18 protein-coding genes are annotated in these 18002 nt (G+C 50.8%); 9 read left to right on the plus strand and 9 right to left on the minus strand.

Annotated features, from left to right (window positions below; genetic code table 11):
* Positions 1-15: 15 nt before the first annotated feature.
* The 3 genes from WFK81_RS26675 (at position 16) to WFK81_RS26685 (ending at position 2798) form a co-directional block, all read left to right on the plus strand.
* Positions 16-903 (plus strand): carbohydrate ABC transporter permease, encoded by an 888-nt coding sequence (locus WFK81_RS26675; RefSeq protein WP_336789958.1) that lies wholly within the window; start codon positions 16-18, stop codon positions 901-903.
* A 15-nt stretch (positions 904-918) separates the two neighbouring features.
* Positions 919-1770 carry a carbohydrate ABC transporter permease gene (locus tag WFK81_RS26680; protein WP_336789960.1) on the plus strand — a complete coding sequence of 284 codons (852 nt, stop codon included), beginning with the start codon at positions 919-921 and terminating at the stop codon, positions 1768-1770.
* Positions 1771-2105: 335 nt separating this feature from the next.
* A complete protein-coding gene (locus tag WFK81_RS26685) occupies positions 2106-2798 on the plus strand; it encodes a diphthine--ammonia ligase (protein ID WP_336789962.1) in 693 nt (230 codons plus the stop codon).
* Between the two features lie 355 nt (positions 2799-3153).
* On the opposite strand, the gene urtE is transcribed toward WFK81_RS26685, so the two are convergent.
* From urtE to urtA, 5 genes are all read right to left on the minus strand, one after another.
* The gene (gene urtE, locus WFK81_RS26690) at positions 3154-3855 is read right to left on the minus strand and encodes an urea ABC transporter ATP-binding subunit UrtE (protein WP_336789964.1); all 702 of its coding nucleotides are present in this window, start codon (positions 3853-3855) and stop codon (positions 3154-3156) included.
* Positions 3833-4609 carry an urea ABC transporter ATP-binding protein UrtD gene (urtD, locus tag WFK81_RS26695; protein ID WP_336789966.1) on the minus strand — a complete coding sequence of 259 codons (777 nt, stop codon included), beginning with the start codon at positions 4607-4609 and terminating at the stop codon, positions 3833-3835. Before urtD ends, urtE begins: the two co-directional genes overlap by 23 nt.
* Positions 4581-5675, minus strand: coding sequence for an urea ABC transporter permease subunit UrtC (urtC, locus tag WFK81_RS26700; RefSeq protein ID WP_336789968.1), 1095 nt, complete (start codon positions 5673-5675; stop codon positions 4581-4583). Before urtC ends, urtD begins: the two co-directional genes overlap by 29 nt.
* A gap of 18 nt (positions 5676-5693) precedes the next feature.
* The gene (gene urtB / locus WFK81_RS26705; RefSeq protein WP_336789970.1) at positions 5694-6599 is read right to left on the minus strand and encodes an urea ABC transporter permease subunit UrtB; all 906 of its coding nucleotides are present in this window, start codon (positions 6597-6599) and stop codon (positions 5694-5696) included.
* 102 nt (positions 6600-6701) lie between these two features.
* Positions 6702-7955 carry an urea ABC transporter substrate-binding protein gene (gene urtA, locus WFK81_RS26710; protein WP_336789972.1) on the minus strand — a complete coding sequence of 418 codons (1254 nt, stop codon included), beginning with the start codon at positions 7953-7955 and terminating at the stop codon, positions 6702-6704.
* A 421-nt stretch (positions 7956-8376) separates the two neighbouring features.
* Here urtA and WFK81_RS26715 point away from each other — a divergent pair, with 421 nt between their 5' ends.
* A complete protein-coding gene (locus tag WFK81_RS26715) occupies positions 8377-9345 on the plus strand; it encodes an NAD(P)-dependent alcohol dehydrogenase (protein WP_336789974.1) in 969 nt (322 codons plus the stop codon).
* Positions 9346-9479: 134 nt separating this feature from the next.
* Here WFK81_RS26715 and WFK81_RS26720 read toward each other — a convergent pair whose 3' ends face one another.
* Both WFK81_RS26720 and WFK81_RS26725 read right to left on the minus strand, forming a co-directional pair.
* Positions 9480-10631 carry an enolase C-terminal domain-like protein gene (locus tag WFK81_RS26720; RefSeq protein WP_336789976.1) on the minus strand — a complete coding sequence of 384 codons (1152 nt, stop codon included), beginning with the start codon at positions 10629-10631 and terminating at the stop codon, positions 9480-9482.
* 96 nt (positions 10632-10727) lie between these two features.
* The gene (locus tag WFK81_RS26725) at positions 10728-11324 is read right to left on the minus strand and encodes a GNAT family N-acetyltransferase (protein WP_336789978.1); all 597 of its coding nucleotides are present in this window, start codon (positions 11322-11324) and stop codon (positions 10728-10730) included.
* A gap of 181 nt (positions 11325-11505) precedes the next feature.
* On the opposite strand from WFK81_RS26725, the gene WFK81_RS26730 reads away from it, so the two are divergent.
* The 3 genes from WFK81_RS26730 to WFK81_RS26740 all read left to right on the plus strand — a co-directional run bounded on the left by WFK81_RS26730 (position 11506) and on the right by WFK81_RS26740 (position 13582).
* A complete protein-coding gene (locus tag WFK81_RS26730) occupies positions 11506-12747 on the plus strand; it encodes a mechanosensitive ion channel family protein (protein ID WP_336789980.1) in 1242 nt (413 codons plus the stop codon).
* A 383-nt stretch (positions 12748-13130) separates the two neighbouring features.
* The gene (locus WFK81_RS26735) at positions 13131-13442 is read left to right on the plus strand and encodes an AraC family transcriptional regulator (RefSeq protein ID WP_336789982.1); all 312 of its coding nucleotides are present in this window, start codon (positions 13131-13133) and stop codon (positions 13440-13442) included.
* On the plus strand, positions 13439-13582 hold the full coding sequence (locus WFK81_RS26740) for a helix-turn-helix domain-containing protein (RefSeq protein WP_336789984.1): 144 nt from the start codon (positions 13439-13441) through the stop codon (positions 13580-13582). Before WFK81_RS26735 ends, WFK81_RS26740 begins: the two co-directional genes overlap by 4 nt.
* A 17-nt stretch (positions 13583-13599) precedes the next feature.
* On the opposite strand, the gene WFK81_RS26745 is transcribed toward WFK81_RS26740, so the two are convergent.
* Positions 13600-14940: an aminotransferase-like domain-containing protein gene (locus WFK81_RS26745; RefSeq protein WP_336789985.1), complete on the minus strand. Its 1341-nt coding sequence runs from the start codon at positions 14938-14940 to the stop codon at positions 13600-13602.
* Between the two features lie 147 nt (positions 14941-15087).
* Here WFK81_RS26745 and WFK81_RS26750 point away from each other — a divergent pair, with 147 nt between their 5' ends.
* Positions 15088-16050 (plus strand): DMT family transporter, encoded by a 963-nt coding sequence (locus WFK81_RS26750; RefSeq protein WP_336789987.1) that lies wholly within the window; start codon positions 15088-15090, stop codon positions 16048-16050.
* Positions 16051-16281: 231 nt separating this feature from the next.
* On the opposite strand, the gene WFK81_RS26755 is transcribed toward WFK81_RS26750, so the two are convergent.
* Positions 16282-17259: an alpha/beta fold hydrolase gene (locus WFK81_RS26755; RefSeq protein WP_336789989.1), complete on the minus strand. Its 978-nt coding sequence runs from the start codon at positions 17257-17259 to the stop codon at positions 16282-16284.
* 314 nt (positions 17260-17573) lie between these two features.
* On the opposite strand from WFK81_RS26755, the gene WFK81_RS26760 reads away from it, so the two are divergent.
* Entirely contained in the window at positions 17574-17993 is a 420-nt protein-coding gene (locus tag WFK81_RS26760; protein ID WP_336789991.1) for a DUF1259 domain-containing protein, read from the plus strand.
* The last annotated feature ends 9 nt before the right edge of the window (positions 17994-18002 follow it).

Here is an 18002-nt window from a genome sequence, read left to right on the forward strand (position 1 = left end):
GGAAAGGAAGCATGGATGAAAGGATATTCTCAGAGTAAAGCGCCTTATTTCTTTATCGCTCCCGCGCTTATTTTACTAATACTGTTTTCGTTGTTACCGATTGTCGTCGCTCTCGTTATCAGCTTTACGAACATGGACCTTGCCGGCCTTGCCGACTGGTCGAATATTTCATTCGTTGGACTCGACAATTATGTGGACGTATTGGCTGATCCCGTGTTCGGCAAGTCCATCTTAAATACATTATTTTATGTCGTTATTGGCGTGCCGCTTATTCTGATCGGCTCCCTTCTCATTGCTATTATCGTTAACTTCGGAGGCAACCGGATCTTTAACGCCTTCCGCGTGATTTACTATATGCCTTCCGTAACCAACGTTGTTGCCGTTGCGGTTGTATGGACTTTATTGTATAACCCTATCTTTGGTCTGCTGAACTATTTGCTTGATGCCGTTCATCTGCCGGCTGTGCCTTGGCTCCAGGACCCGATCATGGCGAAAATCTCGCTCATTATTATGGGCGCATGGCGCGGGATTGGTCTCAACATGATCATCTTTATCGCGGCACTGCAAGGCATTCCGAAATCTTATTATGAAGCGGCGCAGCTCGACGGTGCCGGCAACTTCCGGCAGCTCATCTACATTACGATTCCGATGCTTCGTTTCGCGATTTTCTTCGTGTCCATTACAACGATGATCGGCTGGCTTCAATTCTTCGAAGAACCGTTTATCATGACGGACGGCGGACCGCTGGACAGCACGACTTCCGTGGCTTTGTTTATTTATCACAACGGCTTCCAGCTCAGCCACTTCGGCTATTCGGCTGCCGGCTCGTTCGTCCTGTTCTTCGCGATCATTCTCATCACGCTCTTGCAATTCAAACTGCAGGGCAAAGATACGGATCTATAAGGAGGAGGTGAACAAATGAGCGCACATGCAAAATCCGGATCCGGCGCAGCCAAAAACGACCTGGCGTTGAAATGGGCCCTTGGCGCGCTGCTCACCATTGGCGGAATTCTGGTCATCCTGCCGTTTATATGGATGATTCTGTCCGCCTTCAAGTCGGAAGCGGAGATGCAGAATATCCCTCCGACCTTCCTGCCTGTAGATGCCACGTTTGATAACTTCAAACACCTGTTCACCGAAATGAACTTTGGCGTTTACTTGAAGAACACGCTGATCATCGTCGTGTTCTCCTTTGTTGGCCTGTTCCTGAACGCCATGGCCGGCTTTGGGTTTGCGAAATATAAATTCAAGGGCGGCAGCGCCCTTTTCTATCTCGTGCTGGCTACCATGATGATTCCCGGTCAGGTGACGATGATTCCGATCTATCTCATTCTGAACGAGATGCACTTGACCAATACGATGGCGGGTATTATCCTGCCGGGTCTGGTCGGCGCCTTCGGCATCTTCCTGTTCCGCCAGTTCATGCAGACGATTCCGGACGAGCTTCTTGAAGCAACGCGCCTGGACGGCGCAAGCGAATTCCGCACCTTCATGCAGATCGTGCTTCCGATCTCAAAGCCGATTCTTGCGGTACAAGGCATTCTCGCTTTTATCGCCGGCTGGAACAGCTTTATCTGGCCGCTTATTATCGCGAACGACGAGAAGCTGTACACCTTGTCCGTTGGCCTGACTTTGCTCAAAGGACAATACGGAGGCAACTTCGCGCTCCAGATGGCCGGCTCCACCTTTATGGTCATCCCGATTATCGTCATCTTTATCATCTTCCAAAGACATATTATCGAGAACTTCTCGATCTCGGGGATGAAGTAAGCCCCTGCGAGATCTAATGAAAAAGGCTATCCTTAACGGGATAGCCTTTTTTTATTCCATGAGATGTATGCACGCGAGCTACATTGGATTTGATACAGCATAATGGGATGTTTTTTCCCCGTAAATCGATCTACATTGGATTTTCTGCAGTATAATAAGCCCATTTGGACGATAGCGGTTCTTTCTTGCCCCTTTATAGTGGAGTGAATCCATCGTAGCCTCGGAATCTCTCCTTTTATCCAGATTTGACTGGAGGAAATCCAATGCACCTATGCAGCCGGGACGGCAAATAGATGATACAATTCACAAAGCAGGATTGGAAGGAGATCTAAGAAATGAAAGAAACGGTGAACTGGAAAAACGGTGCCCACGGGCATAATTTCATAGCCTCTTATAGCGGGGGAAAAGACAGCACTCTTGCGCTGTATAAATCCATGAAGGTTGGAGAGCCGATTGGGCTGATCGTCATGATGGAGGAGGAAGGCAAACGTTCCCGATCTCATGGCATGCCCCCGAAGCTGATCCGCGCCCAAGCGGAATCCATCGGCTTACCCGTATATGCGGCTGCCGCAAGCTGGGAGGATTACGAAAAGGAATTTATAGCTCTACTTGAAGAAGCCAAGCATCAAGGTGCTGAAGTGTTAGTCACGGGAGACTTGGATATGCCTGTCCAAGACTGCTGGCACGACAAGGTCACCCAGGTCGCTGGCTTAAAGCTTGGGATGCCGCTATGGGAAATGGATCATCAAGAGGCTGTTGAAGAGTTTATTAATCTCGGATTCATATCCGTTGTCGTTACTGTCAATTTATCGCTAGGGATGAAGGAAGAGGATTTGGGACGCGTATTAACTCACGACTACATAAAGGAGCTGCTGGCCCGCGGCATTGATCCGTGCGGAGAAGGCGGTGAATTTCATACGACCGTCATCGACGGCCCTCTGTTCAAGCATCCCATCCCGGTTCGCAAAGGCAGCATTGTTAGAAACGGTGAATATGCCTTTTTGCCGTTGGAGCTTATAGAAACATAAGGAAGCACTCTTTCATACGAGAAAAGAACAGACCTCCTGACGGCAGAGAGGTCTGTTCTTTTTGTAGTTGCGCAGCGGTTCGCCTACGTTGTACAAAATGCAGTATAATCATGCGATTTAGCGCGTGAAATGAAAATATCCTGCACGGAGTGCAGGATATTAGAGAAAACGAGGCCAATCGGACTCAAATCGGCGAATTATAATGCATTTTATGCAACCAATTTCGCCAATACCGTCCGATTTGGGCAAATATCCTGCATTTCGTGCAACGTCCCCCAGCTTGCAAGCCAGGCTGCAGCCTGCAGCCTACTAGACCTTCCTTACAGCTGCAGCCGCTCCATCCCATTCCGCCCGCTCACACCGTCAAATACTTCTTAATCACTTCGTCGCTTAAATCCTCCAGGCCGCCTTCCCAGGCGATTGCCCCCTTATCCAGCACGTAAAAGTAGTCGCCGACGCTTTTCACGAAATCAAGACTCTGCTCAACAAGCAGAATCGATGTCTTGCCATCCGCCTTAATGTAGCGGATGACATCGCGGATATCGTCAACGATAGATGGCTGAATGCCTTCGCAAGGTTCATCGAGCAAGAGCAGATCCGGCTTTGACGCGAGAGCACGCGCGAATGCCAGCTGCTGCTGCTGTCCGCCGCTCAGGTCCCCGCCGCGCCTGTTATACATCGTTGGCAGCACCGGGAACTTGGCAATCGCCTCCTCCGGAATAGAACGTGCCGCCATCTTCTCGCGCGTTGCCTCAAGGCCGACCAATATATTCTCGTACACGGTCAGCTGCCCGAAAATCTCGCGTCCCTGCGGCACATAACCAATTCCTCTCTTTGCGCGGCGTCCCGGCGCGGCCTTCGTCAGCTCATGCCCGTTGTAGGCAACGTTTCCTTTCCGCGCCTTGAGCAGTCCCATAATGCTTTTCATCAGCGTTGTCTTCCCGACGCCGTTGCGCCCAAGCAAGCAGACGACTTGCCCCGGCTCGACCCTCAGCGTCACGTCACGCAAAATCACGCTTTCCCCGTATCCCGCTTCAAGCTGTTGAACGGCTAACATCCGCATCCCGCCTTTTCCCGAGATATACTTCCGCTACTCGATCATCGCCCTGCACCTCTTCCATCGTGCCTTCCTTCAGCAGCTTTCCTTCATGCATAACCGTCACCTTGCTTGCGAAGTTGCGGACAAACTCCATGTCATGCTCCACAACCACAATCGAGCGTTGACGGGCGATCTCGATCAGCAGCTCGCCCGTCTTGTCCGTTTCCTTATCCGTCATGCCCGCTACCGGCTCATCCAGCAGCAGCACCTCCGGCTCCTGCAGCAGCATCATGCCAATCTCGAGCCATTGCTTCTCGCCATGCGATAAGCCGCCTGCCCGCCAATCCGCCTTATCCTGCAGCCCAATCATAACTAGCTGCTGCTCGATCCGCTGCCGCTCCTCCGCCTTCATCCGGGCGAACAACACCGTAAATACGCCGCGCTTCTGGCGCATGGCGATCTCGAGATTCTCAAAAACCGTCATCGACGGAAAAATCGACGGTGCCTGGAACTTGCGGCCGATGCCAAGCTCGGCGATCTGATGTTCTTTTTTCTTCGCGATATCGATGGATTGCTTGAAGGTAACCGTACCCGCCGTAGGCTTCACTTTGCCGCAGATCACGTCCAGCATCGTCGTTTTGCCGGCACCGTTGGGCCCAATGAGGAAGCGGAGCTCCCCTTTCCGCAAATGCAGGCTCATTCCCTGAATGGCCTTGAAGCCGTCAAAAGCTACCGTCACCTCATTACATTGCAGGATACTCGACTCGCTCATGCTCCGGCTCACTCCTCTCCTCTTTCTTCTTGCGGAACTTCAGCTTAGCGGCAAGACCCGCCACCCCGTTAGGCAGAAAGACAACAACCAGAATAAACACGCCGCCGAGAAAATACGTCCAGCCCTGAGGATAGGTGGTGCTGAATTCGCTTTTTGCCCAGTTCATCAGCACCGCTCCAAGCGCTGCGCCGATCAAGGTTCCGCGGCCGCCGATCGCAACCCACAGCACCATCTCAATGGAAGGCACAATCCCCATCATGGAAGGCGAGATAATGCCGACATGCAGCACAAACAGCATTCCTGCAATACCGGCGATAGCCGCCGACATCGTAAACACAACCATCTGGTAGACCGCCGGATTATACCCGATGAACCGGACCCGGTTCTCCCCGTCCCGGATCGCGCGAAGCACTTTGCCGAACCGGCTTTTCACCACATAACGGCATAATATAAATACCGCTACCAGTACGGCTGCCGTCACCCAATACAACATCCGCTTCGTATCCGGTGAAGCGATCGGCTCGCCTAATATTTTGCCGAACCCCGTGACGCCGTTAGTCCCGCCCGTATAGGCCTGCTGTCCGACCAGCAGCGTTGTCGTAATAATAACGAGAGCCTGCGTAAGAATAGTGAAGTACACGCCGCGAATCCGGTTGCGGAAGGTGAAATACCCCAGAAACAGCGCCAGCGCAGCAGGGATTAGGATTCCCATCAGCACCGCAAAGCCAAAGCTCTCGAACGGCCTCCAGAAGATCGGCAGCTCGCTTAATCCGCTCCAGCCCATAAAGTCCGGCAGCTTACCGCCGCTTGCCTCAAGCTTCAGATACATCGCCATCGCATAGGCGCCTAATCCAAAGAAGATACCGTGCCCCAAGCTTAGAATACCGGTATAGCCCCAGATCAGATCCAGACCAAGCGCAACGATGGCAAACGCCAAAAACTTCGCGAGCAAGTTTAATCGGAAGTCGCTTAAATAGAGCGGAGCCGAGAACAAGGCAGCGGCAGCAGCCGCGTAGCAGGCAAGCAGCCATAAACGCTGGGGAGAAAGTTTTCGCATCGTTAACATTTGCTTCTCCACCTCTCTCTATGAATCAAGCGAACGCGAACGCATGGCGACAAATCCCATCGGCCTCCATTGCAGGAAAGCAACAATGCAGATGAACACGAGCACTTTGCCAAGCGATGCATTCGTCCAATATTCGAACATCGTGTTAAAGACGCCAATTCCGAGCGCACCAAGCACGGTGCCCACCAGCTTGCCGACTCCGCCAAGCACAACCACCATAAACGCATCCACAATATAATAAGTGCCAAGCGATGGCCCAATCGGACCAATCAGCGTCAGCGCGCAGCCGGCGATGCCGGCAATTCCCGAACCAATCGCAAAGGTCATCGCATCGACGCGGCGGGTGGATACGCCAAGGCATGCCGCCATGTCGCGGTTTTGCATAACCGCCCGCATTCGGCGCCCTTCCAGGCTGCGGTAAATATAGAAGTACATCGCAAGCAGCGTGACAATAACAAGCCCGATGATAAACAGCCTTTTATAAGGAAGGACCGCGCCAAAGAAGTTAACCCCGCCATCCAGCCAGGTCGGACTCGTCACCGCAACGTTAGGAGCGCCAAAGATCGATCTCGCAAGCTGCTGCAGCACCAGACCAACACCCCATGTGGCGAGCAGGCTGTCGAGCGGCCGGCCATACAGGAACCGGATTAGGCTCATCTCAAGAATAAGGCCAAATAGGAAGGCGATCAGGAAGCTGACCGGTATCGCAAGCACGAAATACCAATCGAACATCGACTTCGGCAAATCGTCTTTAAACATATTTTGCGTCAAGTACGTGGAGTAAGCGCCAATCATAATGAGCTCGCCATGCGCCATATTAATGACCTTCATCAGCCCAAACGTAATGGCCAGGCCAAGCGCAATCAGCAGCAAAATCGAGCTGACGCTCAGCCCGTTAAACAGCTGCAGGGTAATGACCTCCATATGCCTTCAACTCCTTTGGGGTTATACAAAAGGAGAGTATCCGAAGCCTAACTCTGTCGAATACTCTCCCTTCATCCTTGCTGCTTCGCTTACTTCCGCTTGTTAATCAGTTGGCTTAATGCTTGCCGCCCAGTCGTAGCCTTTCAGGAACGGATCCGGCATTACGGCATTTCCCGAATTCCACAGCTCTTTGAACTGTCCGTCCGCCTGCACCTCGCCGATTCGGACTGTTTTGTAAATATGCTGGTTCTCGCCGTCAATCTTCACTTTGCCTTCCGGAGCATCCCATTCGAGATCCTTCGCCGCGGCTTTGACTTTATCCACGTCGGTTGAGCCGGCTTTTTCCACCGCAGCCTTCCACAGGTATACCGCAGTGTAGCCTGCTTCAATCGGATCCGCCGTCACGCGGTCTTCGCCGTATTTCTTCTTATAATTCTCGACAAACGTCTTGTTCGCCGGCGTATCCGTTGTTTCAAAGTAATTCCATGCCGCCAGCTGTCCTTGCAGCACATCTACGCCGATGCCGCGGATTTCCTCTTCCGCTACCGATACGGACAACGTGGTAATGTCTTTAGCCGAAATGCCCGCATCCTTCAGTTGCTTGAAGAAGGCCACGTTGCTGTCGCCGTTAAGCGTGTTAAACACAACGTCCGGCTTTGCTTCTTTGATTTTGCTTATAATCGTGCTGAAGTCGGTATGGCCAAGCGGCGTATATTCCTCTCCGACCATTTCGCCGCCTTTTGCCTTCAATTGCTCTTTGATGATCAGGTTTGCCGTACGAGGGAAGACGTAGTCCGAGCCAAGCAGGTAAAATTTCTTGCCGCGGTTCTCCAGCAGCCAGTCAACGGCCGGAACGATTTGCTGGTTCGTTGTCGCGCCCGTATAGAAGATGTTAGGGGAAGCTTCGAGGCCTTCGTATTGCACCGGGTACCAGAGCAGACCGTTAAGCTCCTCGAACACCGGCTTCATCGCTTTGCGGCTGGAGGACGTCCATCCCCCGAACACCGTTGCGACTTTATCTTCGGAGAGCAGCTTGCGCGCCTTCTCGGCAAAGGTCGGCCAGTCGGATGCGCCATCCTCCTGGATCGCTTCGATCTTCTTGCCAAGCACGCCGCCTGCCGCGTTAATTTCCTCAATCGCCATCATCTCCGCATCGCGAACGGATACTTCGCTGATCGCCATCGTACCGCTTAAGGAATGCAAGACCCCTACCTTAATCGTATTTCCTGAAGCTTCTGTAGAACTGCTCTCGGTTGTCGTGGATGCCGGTTTTTCATTGTTGTTGCCGCAGGCTGCCAGCAGCATGCTCAGCGCTACCGCTACAACCCCCATCTGATAAAACCATTTCTTTTTCATCTCTCCACTCCCCAGTTCTTCTTTCTAATTACGAACATTAAATTGGAATGTGTTACCATTGTTCGCAACCTCATTATAGGGGCGGTCAAATCTTTACGTCAATATACATGACATTAAAATTAGAAAATGAGGAAATTCGTCTCATTAATCGGTTTAGAAAAGGGGAAATTCGATGAGATTCGGCAAATTTCTTGGTACACACCCTCTTCATGCTTGTAGTTTATACCATTAAATTAACAATATATGTTATATATTTGAAGGTTCTTTGCTGACAGGAACAATAAGATGACTCCCCCCCATCCTATGGAAGTAAAAGCTGCTAATTCTCTTCCCGGCCCATCTATGTAAAGTTAACTTGACATAAAGAATACTTTGATTTACATTGTGCATAAACTTGGTAAAAAAACTAGGAGGGATTTTTATGAAAGCGATCGTATGCGCGAAATACGGAACGCCGGAGGTTCTTCAGTTCAAAGATGTAGAGATACCAGCTCCCAAGGAGCATGAAATACGGATAAAAGTATATGCGGCTGCCGTAACCCCGTCCGACTGTTCCTTCCGGAGAGCGGATCCTTTTTTCATCCGATTTCTCTATGGACTTAGAAACCCCAAGTATCCTATTCTCGGTGTTGAGTTTGCCGGTGAGGTTGATTTGGTTGGCAAGGACGTAACGTTGTTCAAGAAAGGCGATCAGGTATTTGGCATTAGCCCCCATCGCTTCGGAACTTACGCGGAATACGTCTGTTTGCCCGAAGACCAGCCGGTGTTTCTTAAACCTAACAATGCGGGTTACGATGAAGCCGCAGGTTTATGCGACGGAGCCTTAACGGCCTTAATCTTTCTTAGGGATCATGCCAAAATTCAACCGGGGCAAAAGGTGCTTATTAACGGAGCATCCGGGGCGGTTGGTGCTTACGCCGTACAGCTTGCCAAGTACTACGGAGCTGAAGTAACCGGCGTATGCAGCAGTCGCAACTTTGAATTGGTGAAGTCTTTGGGGGCCGATAGGGTTAGCGATTATACCAAAGAGGATTTTAATCGGAGCGGTCAGACCTATGACGTTATTTTTGATGCTGTGGGCAAGCGTACTTACTCCAAGTGCAGAGGCTCCCTTACGCCGCAAGGCATCTATCTTTCTACCGTTCCCAGCGGCGGAGCTATGCTGTCCATGCTTCTGACTTCAAAGTCCCGCGGCAAGAAGGCGATCTTTACCGCAGCCGGCCTCAAGCAGAAGAAAGAAAATCTGGCTTTTCTCAAAGAGCTCTTCGAGGCCGGAAAAATCAAATCGGTCATCGACCGGCGCTATCCGCTGGAACAAATGATCGAGGCACACCGGTATGTAGAGACCGGACGCAAGAAAGGAAATGTTATCATTCATGTTCCTAAATAAACGGAAGACCGCCTATCTCCAAGCCGGCTAGCTCAGTCAGATAGGCGATCTTCGATTTATTACGGGATTCTACAAAACAGCAGTCACCGTCTCAGGCTTAAAAGCTGGCGGCACTGATCTTATCGTTTATAGGGTTAACGGCTCCAGCCGTTCTCCAGAACCTGTCTTGCAAACAGCTCCCCGTCAAATTCGAGGCCAAAGCCCGCCTTGTCCGGTACATAGAAATAGCCGTCTTCCACCCGGTAAGCAGACGTGTCCATTCCTTCTATTGCGATATCGTCGTATTCGACAAACTCAAAGTTGTTAATTGCAGCCGCCATATGCCCAAGCGCATAAATGCCGTATGCATTGCCGTAGCAATGCGGCGCCGACCGCAGTCCAGCCCGGTCAAGCTCCGCGCCAAGCTCCAGCCAATGCGTAAAGCCCGGATAAATAATATCGTATTGCAGCACGTCAACAAGGCCTTTTTTCGCCCAGCTTACGAGATGAGGAGATGCAAGCCCTTCTCCGTCGGCAATAAGCACATTCTGCCCGCGTTCCTGAAGCCATGCCTTCAAATCGGCATATAAGGCATCGTCCTCGTGGAAAGCCTCTTCAATCCAATGCAGGTTCACATCTTGGACGGCAGCCAGCACTTCCTTGGTCAGATTAAGATTATACGCGTTGTTGGCATCAATCATAATCTTCCCTTCGGGTCCGGCAACCTCGGCGACGCCATGTATAATGGCGATATCCCGCTTCGTTCCTTCCAGCAAAGGCATATGTCTGCCGCCGCGGCCAACTTTAATCTTGAAGTTGCGGTGTCCTTTCGAGAAGCCTTGCTCAGCCTCTTCCTTCAGCAATGCGACCGCATCCCGCTCATTCGGCAAGTGCAAGTCATCGAAATACAGCGATGTATCATAGCAAGGTACGACTAGCGGAGTTCCCGGAGCACGGTTGGCAGCGGAAACCAATTCATACACGGGGGTATTCAATCTGCGACCCAGCCAGTCCAGAATCGGGTATTCGAGCGGAATGCGGTAAGGCTCAACAATTCTGCCGCTTGCGTCAAACAGATCTATTAGCCTCATTCCTAGAGCGGCTTCCGCGAGCTCCTCCGTCATCGAACCCGTATGACCATACCCCGTCTCCCCGTCAATCGTAAGGCGGGCGATACGGACCGAGCAATGCTTGCCGTGATTGCCAAGCCTGCCGTTTGATCCCGCGTTTCGCGCGCGCTCGCCCGTAAGAGTTGCAACCTCGATCTTTTCTACTTTCCATTCAGGCTGAATAAGAGATAGATTCATCGTCGTTTCACTCCTATTAGTTAAAGGAATAGTTCCAACTTCATCCAATATATGATGCCCGCAACGGTTATGTCAAAATAAAATATATTCATTATATTAAATTAGAAGCATTATCCTGAGAAGCCTCTCTTTGACAAGAGGCCACTCCTCCTCCAAAATGCTGTAAAACACGTTATCGTGAACCGTGCCGCCATCCGTAACGTCAACTCGATGCCTTCGAAGCACGCCTTCCCTTACTGCCCCAATCTTCTCCAGCGCTCTTTGCGACCGCAGATTGCTCCCGCTGGCCGAGAATTGGACCCGAATTACGCCAAGCTCTTCGAAACTATATTGAAGTAGCAGCAGCTTGCAGGCCGGGTTTATTCCTTGTCCCCAGAATTCCGGAGCCATCCATGTCCAGCCGATTTCAACGTTCCGGTTATTCGCGTCCAGATCGCCAAGCCGGGTTGTTCCAACCATACGTCCGCTAGTTTTGTCGATGATGGTAAACGGAAGCTGAGTTCCCGCTTCTCTATTTACCAGAGCGGACTCCAGCGCGAGCTCGATCGCTTGCTCCGTATTGTTCCTCCTCCAGGTCAGCTCCCAGACCTTAGGATCGCTAAGCAGCCCGGCAAGCTCTTTCAAGTGCGCGGCCTGCAAAGGCAGAAGAATAACCTTCTGGTTTTCCAACGTCAGATTCGTATGAAATTTCATAGCGAGCCCTCCTTTTTCACTATCCTATCAATAAGGACGGGGCGGCATGAATGCAGGAAGGAATCGAATATTTGTATTATTTTGCAAGCACCTCTACAGGTTGACGGGAAGCCCGGCTTTCAGTACCATCGAAAAATAGAAAAGCTCCCTTAAGGAGCCCTGTTTGAATGAAGGAGGAGTAATGAATTCTATTAAAGATTTGCTTGTCAATTTAGGAGTCAACACCAATCTAGCTGTCTATCTGGCCAGTATTGCAATTGTAATTATCGCGGGAATCGTGAGCATAGCCGCCAACTTTGTAACCAAAAAGGTTGTGCTTCGCATCGTCAGCCATTACATCCGGAACAACCGGTACCGTTGGGACAATTATTTGCTGGATCGCAAAGTGTTTCATAAGCTGTCCCATATCGTTCCTGCCATTATCCTTTACTATTTCTCGTTCAGCTTCTCGGCCTACCATTCTCTTATTCTGAAGGGAATTACGATCTATCTTATTATCGTGGTTCTGTTGGTGCTGGATGCTTTCCTTAATGCGGTTAACGATATTTATAGAACTTACGATATTTCCCGGAGCCGTCCCATCAAAGGATACGTTCAGGTAGTCAAAATCTTTCTGTTCATTATTGGCGGGATTCTGGCTATCTCGAATCTGATCGGCGAAAGCCCCGTTATTCTCATCAGCGGGATTGGAGCCTTGTCCGCCGTCATGATGCTGATCTTCAAGGATTCGCTGCTTGGCCTCGTTGCGGGCGTTCAATTAACGGCAAACGATATGGTCAGAGTGGGCGATTGGATTGAAATGCCCAAATACGGAGCGGACGGAGACATCATCGATATTTCGCTGCATACCGTCAAGGTGCAGAACTTTGATAAGACCATCACGACCATCCCTTCGTATGCCCTTATTTCGGATTCGTTCAAGAACTGGAGAGGCATGCAGGATGCCGGGGGCCGGCGCATTAAACGGGCCGTGTACATCGATATGAACAGCATCTCCTTTTGCACGCCGGAAATGATCGGGAAATTCAAAAAAATCCATCTCCTGAGCGAATATATCCTGGATAAAGAGAGGGAAATTCTCCATTACAACTTGGAAAACGAGATTGACCCTACCGTTCCGGTGAACGGCAGAGCCATGACGAATATCGGCGTGTTCCGGGCTTATGTCGAGCGGTACGTGGAGCAGCATCCCAAAATCCATAAAGGCATGACGCGGATCGTCAGACAGCTCGCCCCCGCGGAGAATGGACTGCCTCTCGAAATTTACGCCTTCACCAATGATATTAACTGGGCTATATACGAAGGCGTCCAATCCGATATCTTCGATCATATTTTGGCCGTTGCGCCGGAGTTTGGACTACATGTCTTCCAGAGTCCATCCGGTCAAGACTTCAAGAGCTTGCCTAGGGTTGAGGCTTACTAATGGGATTGCAGATGCCGACGCGTTATGCGGTTATGCTGGTTATGCCGGTCCGGCTTGGACCAGCTAACAGGTCTTGACCCGGCTTCATCGCGCCTTGATCAAAACTACGTTGGATTTCATCCAAAAAATTTCAATCATACGGACTTCGTTTGAGGCTAGATTGGATTTCATACAGTCTAAACTCTCAAATTGAAGCTCCAAACACCAAATTGGCTATTTCTAGTGGATAAACTCCAACGTAGAGGTTTCTTTCGCCTTGATAGGGCTATTATAGTGGACTAAATCCAACGTAACCGCAGACATACAAAAAGAGACCAACCCATCATCAACAAATATTGACTGATGGGCTGGTCTCTTTAGCTTTACAACTTTCCCTCTAATTCGTGAGGGGCGGCCGCAGCTTTCGCTCCTATATTGGCCTCGGACTAACGCAGGAGCTTATCGGCCTGCTTGCAAGAGAGCTGGAGAAGCCGGAGGTAACTCCCGCCAAGTTGTTTTACGCGCAGCTGGTGAAGCAGTATTTGCTTGGCCATTACCGCGAGCATGTGGAAATCGAGCAGCTTGGGGAGCTTATTCATCGTTCGCCGAATTACACCACCGCTCTGTTCAAAGAGGTATTCGGCCAATCCCCCATCCGCTATATGCATCAACTGCGCCTGCATGAGCCTGCCGTCTGCTGCTCCACTCCGGCATGACCGTTGCGGATATCGCTCAATACTTGGGCTACTACGATCCGTCGTATTTTTTTCGGATGTTCAAGAAGCATGTCGGCCTGTCGCCGTCCGAATTCATTACCCGGGGCAGAACGCAGGAACCGACTCTGCCATTCCCTTAAGCAACATCCCTCCACGCTCACCGGCTTCCCTTACGCACCTCTTCCGTAATTATTCTAACTCCTTCCTCAATCTGCTCGGGTCCGGTCTGGGAAATGCTAATCCGAAGGAACTTCTCCTTATCCAGATAGTTGGACAGGTAGAACCCCTTGCCGGACACAACGCTGACGTTCCTCTCCTCAAGACGCTTCATTAGCTGTTCTACGTTTAACGTTTGCTTCAGCTTGAAATGCGTATAAATCCCGGAACGGATATCCGGCACCTCCATTAAACCCGGCTCGTTATGCCGCTTCACCGATTCGTTCAAGGCCATCATTCGTGCCGCGTACAATCCCGCTATCTTGTGCTTATGCCGTTCATACATGCCATTCTTGATGTACACTTCAAGCGCCGCCTGGGAGAGCAGCGAGGTATCAGGGTATATTTTATAGGCATAAAAGGTTTTAAGCAGCCGTTCCGGCAAGACGATTGCGCCTAACCTTAGGCCAGGGAAGATAATCTTGGAGAAGCTTTTTACGTAAATGACATACTCGCCCCCATCGGAAGCGTAAATTGGGTCAGATTGCCGTTCTGCCCCGAGGTCGGCCATGTAATCGTCCTCCAGGATGTAAACGTCGTATTTGCCGGCCAGCTTGGCGATAGCTCTTCGCTCCTCGGCGTTATAAGAAGTGCCCAGCGGATTGTGATACCTCGACATCGTATAAAAAAATTTGATGCTGCCGCTCTTGAACCAACGCTCCAGCTCCTGAAGATCGATGCCGGCAGCCGTTCGGGCGATGCCATGCACCGGAATGTTCTCGGTCTCCAGAAACCGCAAATACCGGTCATAGCTGGGCTGCTCCACGAGCACCGCTTCCCTGCCGTTTGGGAACGGCATCTTCGCCAATATCTCCAGCGCCTGCTGCGCACCGGAGGTGACGAAGATCCTCTCGACTTTCGTGAAGACCTGGTCATTGGCTAAATGCGAAACCAGCGTGTGACGGAAAGATTCCAGTCCCAGCGGGTCGCCATAGGTAAACAGGTCGTACTTGTAAATATCAATCGCTTTGTTGAGACAATGCTGGAAATCCAAATAAGGAAAGGCATCCAGGTCCGGCAGGACCGTCCCGAAATAGATCATGCTGCTGTCCCGCTCGTCCCGCCAATCGCCGGGCTTCACAACGACGTAGTACCCGCTTTGCGGCACCGAATAAATAACGTGGCGTTTTTCCAGCTCCGCGTAAGCTCTCGTAATGGTGCTGATGCTGCATCCGTAAGCTCCCGCTGCACTGCGGACGGAGGGCAGCTTTTGACCGGGACGGTATTTCCCCTGCCGGATTTTCTCTTCCATATCGGATAGGATCAAATAGTATTTTTTCATCATGGCCTCCATGCGCTCCAGCCCAACTGTATCGATACAGTTAGGGTAAAACGGCGTTGTTTGGGTAACCAAAATCCCGTATCTTCAAATCAACGGTTACAGACGTTCGCGAACACGATGCCGTAAGCTCTGAGAGGATGATGCAACATGAGCAACAAGGAAATGAGGCTCCCCTATTTTCTCGCCGTGCTTAACGCGGTTATTATCGGATTATCTTTTTTGTTTGCCAAGACGGCGCTGGATTACGCCAGTCCGCTCGATACGCTGGCTTTTCGTTTTACCTCGTCGTTCCTGGTGATGTCCATCCCTGTAGCGTTCGGCTGGATTAAGCTTTCCTACCGCGGCAAGCCGCTACGCAAAGTATTGCTGCTGGCATCCATGTACCCGCTGGGCTTCTTCACGCTTCAGGCCTACGGACTGCAGCATGCCAGCTCGGCGGAAGGCGGCATCCTATATGCGTTCACGCCGGTCGTTACGATGATTATTGCCTCTCTGTTTCTAAAAGAAACCACAACCGTTCTGCAGAAGCTGTCGATCTTCCTGTCGGTGTTTGGGGTGGTGTTTATCTTTGTCATGAAAGGCAGCAGCATTGATCTGTCCAATCTGCTTGGCATTTCGCTGCTACTCTTGACCTGCTTTGCTTTTGCCGGCTATACCGTACTGGCCCGTTCGTTGTCCAGGCAGTTCAGCCCGGCGGAAATCACTTATTTGATGATGGGCATCGGCTTTGTCTTTTTTGCGGTTACGGCATTCACCAGCCATGCTTCAGCCGGTACCCTCCCCCATATATTCGCGCCTCTGGCGAGCGGAACCTTTATGGCATCGCTTATCTTCCTGGGCATCGTATCCTCCCTGTTAACGGCACTAACCTCCAATTACATTCTGTCCAGGATGGAGGCGTCGAGAATGAGCGTGTTTGCCAATCTCTCTACCGTCGTGTCGATGACGGCCGGCGCGGTGTTTCTTGGGGAAGAGGTAACGATTTATCATCTGATCGGCTCGGTGCTGATCATTGCCGGGGTTATTGGAACAAATAAACTAGGCCGTAAAAAGACAGCCGGGCACGAGAATAGCAAGAAACTAAAAGCCATAAACCATTCAAGGAGTTGAAGATCAATGTCATCAACAACTTTTGCTGATTCTACACGATCGTTCGGGAACGGCTCGTGCATCTTCACGATTTTCGGCCGATCAGACAATTGTTTGGAACGGTTTCCGTAAAGAATGACAACGACGTGGGCTGCTAATCTATAGCCACCTTTGTAGACTCGCAAGAATAAGGGCCAGGAATGCGTACCGACATGTGCGCACTCCTGACCCTTTTATAGTGCTCGTTAAAAATTATCGAGCGCTTTGGAGCCCGGACAGCTCCAGCAATTCTCTCACCACAATGTCGGGCTGGTAGCTGTGAATGTAATGGGAGCTATTCGGAACGATCATTTGTTTGCCGTACCGGGACCAAGAGGGCAGCGCGGCTTCGCTGTTCTTCCAATCTTTATCGCTGCCAAGCTTGCCGAAATAGTCTGCCGTCAAAACAGTCATTGGGACGTCCAGCGGTTTCTTGCCTGCGAGAATAGTCATCGCGTTAGCGCGGCTTTGACGGATCTCGTCCGTCATGTCCCTGTTCCCTAGCTTGAGTAACGCTGCTTTGTTGCTCAACGCCTTCAAATCGTCCGGCAGCAAGCGCAGTCCATTGCTCTGATCGTTCACCCGTTCAGAGAAGCCCTTCACGTGATAAAGTGTCCGCAATACGCCTATGTCCCGAAGCACCCGATAACCGTGCGAAACGATGGTATACCCGTCTCGGGCAGCGTAATATTCCTGACTTCCGCCTTCGATGAGTAGAATCCCCTTCACTTCTTCCGGATAACGCTGCGCATACCGAATGGTTTCAAGCGAGCCTAGTGAATGGCCTACAAATACATAGGGCGGCTTCAGGTTCGCCGCAAGCAATAGCTCGTGAATCTCGTCCGTAATCGTATCGATATCCCTCTTCCTGCCTGTCGTGTCGCTAAAACCGTAGCCGAACCGATCATATACGGCAACTTTGACATGCGGCTCAAGCCCTTTATACAAAGGAGAGAAGTCGGCGTACGGACTCGAGGTTCCCCAGCCGGAAGCAAACACGACAGTAGTGTCCCCCTGCCCTCCAACGTACAGATGCATCTTATGTCCCGCGACTTCGTACATCGTGCCGGCCGGCTTATAAGACTTCTTATCCTGTGCTGAGCCGTACCGCTGATAAACAGACCCAACGCCTGCGAGAAATAGAAGCAAGACAAGAAAATACAACGCGATTATCCGAATCCGTCTCCACACGCAATTGCTCCCCCTTGGATTTCATGGCAATCCCAATTGCCCCCTTTATTTTATTGGAAACAATTCAATATTCAACCAGACCTTGGCAGGGAGAGTTTCTCGCCTTTGGTCTAGATTCATAGATCAAGTGCTTCTCGCTATCGAAAATCTTCTTTGCTGCAAGCTCCGCAAATGTTAACGGAGGACGTTTTGCAGTTATAAGGGAATGGCTAGGAACGCCAAAAGGACATTTTCTTAAATCTAGTAAATCCACACAACTCCTTTTGCTAGATTCATCATAAATTATCCCAGCAAGTGAGAAAAGGAGGATTAATATGGCGCAAAAAGTAAAAGTAAGTCCGCAATTCGCAAAGCTGTGCAACCAATTCGGAAAAATCCTGGGAGGTGAATCGGAGGTCGATGCTGGTCCGGTTTGTTTTGTCACGCGGATGACGAACTTAAAAGAGACCATTTTGGGTAGAAGAACCCGCTCGCCTTTGGTTCAAATGCAAATGTTCTCGTTCGAGTCTCTCGATGCATCCGGACGCGCGCTTTGTTTAGGCGAAACTGCCGTGCATCAAAGTCAGGTTAATCGATTGATGTCGAATCTTCGTAAACGCGGAATAAAAGTGACCGCGCTTCATAATCACTGGCTTAAGGAGAACCCTCGTCTCATGTATATGCACTGGGAAGCTGTTATGAATCCTGTAGAGTTTGCCAAAAAAACCAAGGCATCTATCGCATTCCTCGGCTAATGTTTGAGC

Source organism: Paenibacillus sp. MMO-177 (assembly GCF_037147795.1).
Taxonomy (GTDB): domain Bacteria; phylum Bacillota; class Bacilli; order Paenibacillales; family Paenibacillaceae; genus Pristimantibacillus.

Coding starts and splice junctions, on each gene's coding strand:
- urtA (WP_336789972.1), bottom strand. CDS start 7,955: ATGAAAAAGAAATGGTTTTATCAGATGGGGGTTGTAGCGGTAGCGCTG.
- WFK81_RS26750 (WP_336789987.1), top strand. CDS start 15,088: ATGAGCAACAAGGAAATGAGGCTCCCCTATTTTCTCGCCGTGCTTAAC.
- urtB (WP_336789970.1), bottom strand. CDS start 6,599: ATGGAGGTCATTACCCTGCAGCTGTTTAACGGGCTGAGCGTCAGCTCG.
- urtD (WP_336789966.1), bottom strand. CDS start 4,609: ATGAGCGAGTCGAGTATCCTGCAATGTAATGAGGTGACGGTAGCTTTT.
- WFK81_RS26760 (WP_336789991.1), top strand. CDS start 17,574: ATGGCGCAAAAAGTAAAAGTAAGTCCGCAATTCGCAAAGCTGTGCAAC.
- urtC (WP_336789968.1), bottom strand. CDS start 5,675: ATGTTAACGATGCGAAAACTTTCTCCCCAGCGTTTATGGCTGCTTGCC.
- WFK81_RS26725 (WP_336789978.1), bottom strand. CDS start 11,324: ATGAAATTTCATACGAATCTGACGTTGGAAAACCAGAAGGTTATTCTT.
- WFK81_RS26740 (WP_336789984.1), top strand. CDS start 13,439: ATGACCGTTGCGGATATCGCTCAATACTTGGGCTACTACGATCCGTCG.
- WFK81_RS26730 (WP_336789980.1), top strand. CDS start 11,506: ATGAATTCTATTAAAGATTTGCTTGTCAATTTAGGAGTCAACACCAAT.
- WFK81_RS26745 (WP_336789985.1), bottom strand. CDS start 14,940: ATGAAAAAATACTATTTGATCCTATCCGATATGGAAGAGAAAATCCGG.
- WFK81_RS26715 (WP_336789974.1), top strand. CDS start 8,377: ATGAAAGCGATCGTATGCGCGAAATACGGAACGCCGGAGGTTCTTCAG.
- WFK81_RS26680 (WP_336789960.1), top strand. CDS start 919: ATGAGCGCACATGCAAAATCCGGATCCGGCGCAGCCAAAAACGACCTG.
- WFK81_RS26720 (WP_336789976.1), bottom strand. CDS start 10,631: ATGAATCTATCTCTTATTCAGCCTGAATGGAAAGTAGAAAAGATCGAG.
- urtE (WP_336789964.1), bottom strand. CDS start 3,855: ATGTTAGCCGTTCAACAGCTTGAAGCGGGATACGGGGAAAGCGTGATT.
- WFK81_RS26685 (WP_336789962.1), top strand. CDS start 2,106: ATGAAAGAAACGGTGAACTGGAAAAACGGTGCCCACGGGCATAATTTC.
- WFK81_RS26675 (WP_336789958.1), top strand. CDS start 16: ATGAAAGGATATTCTCAGAGTAAAGCGCCTTATTTCTTTATCGCTCCC.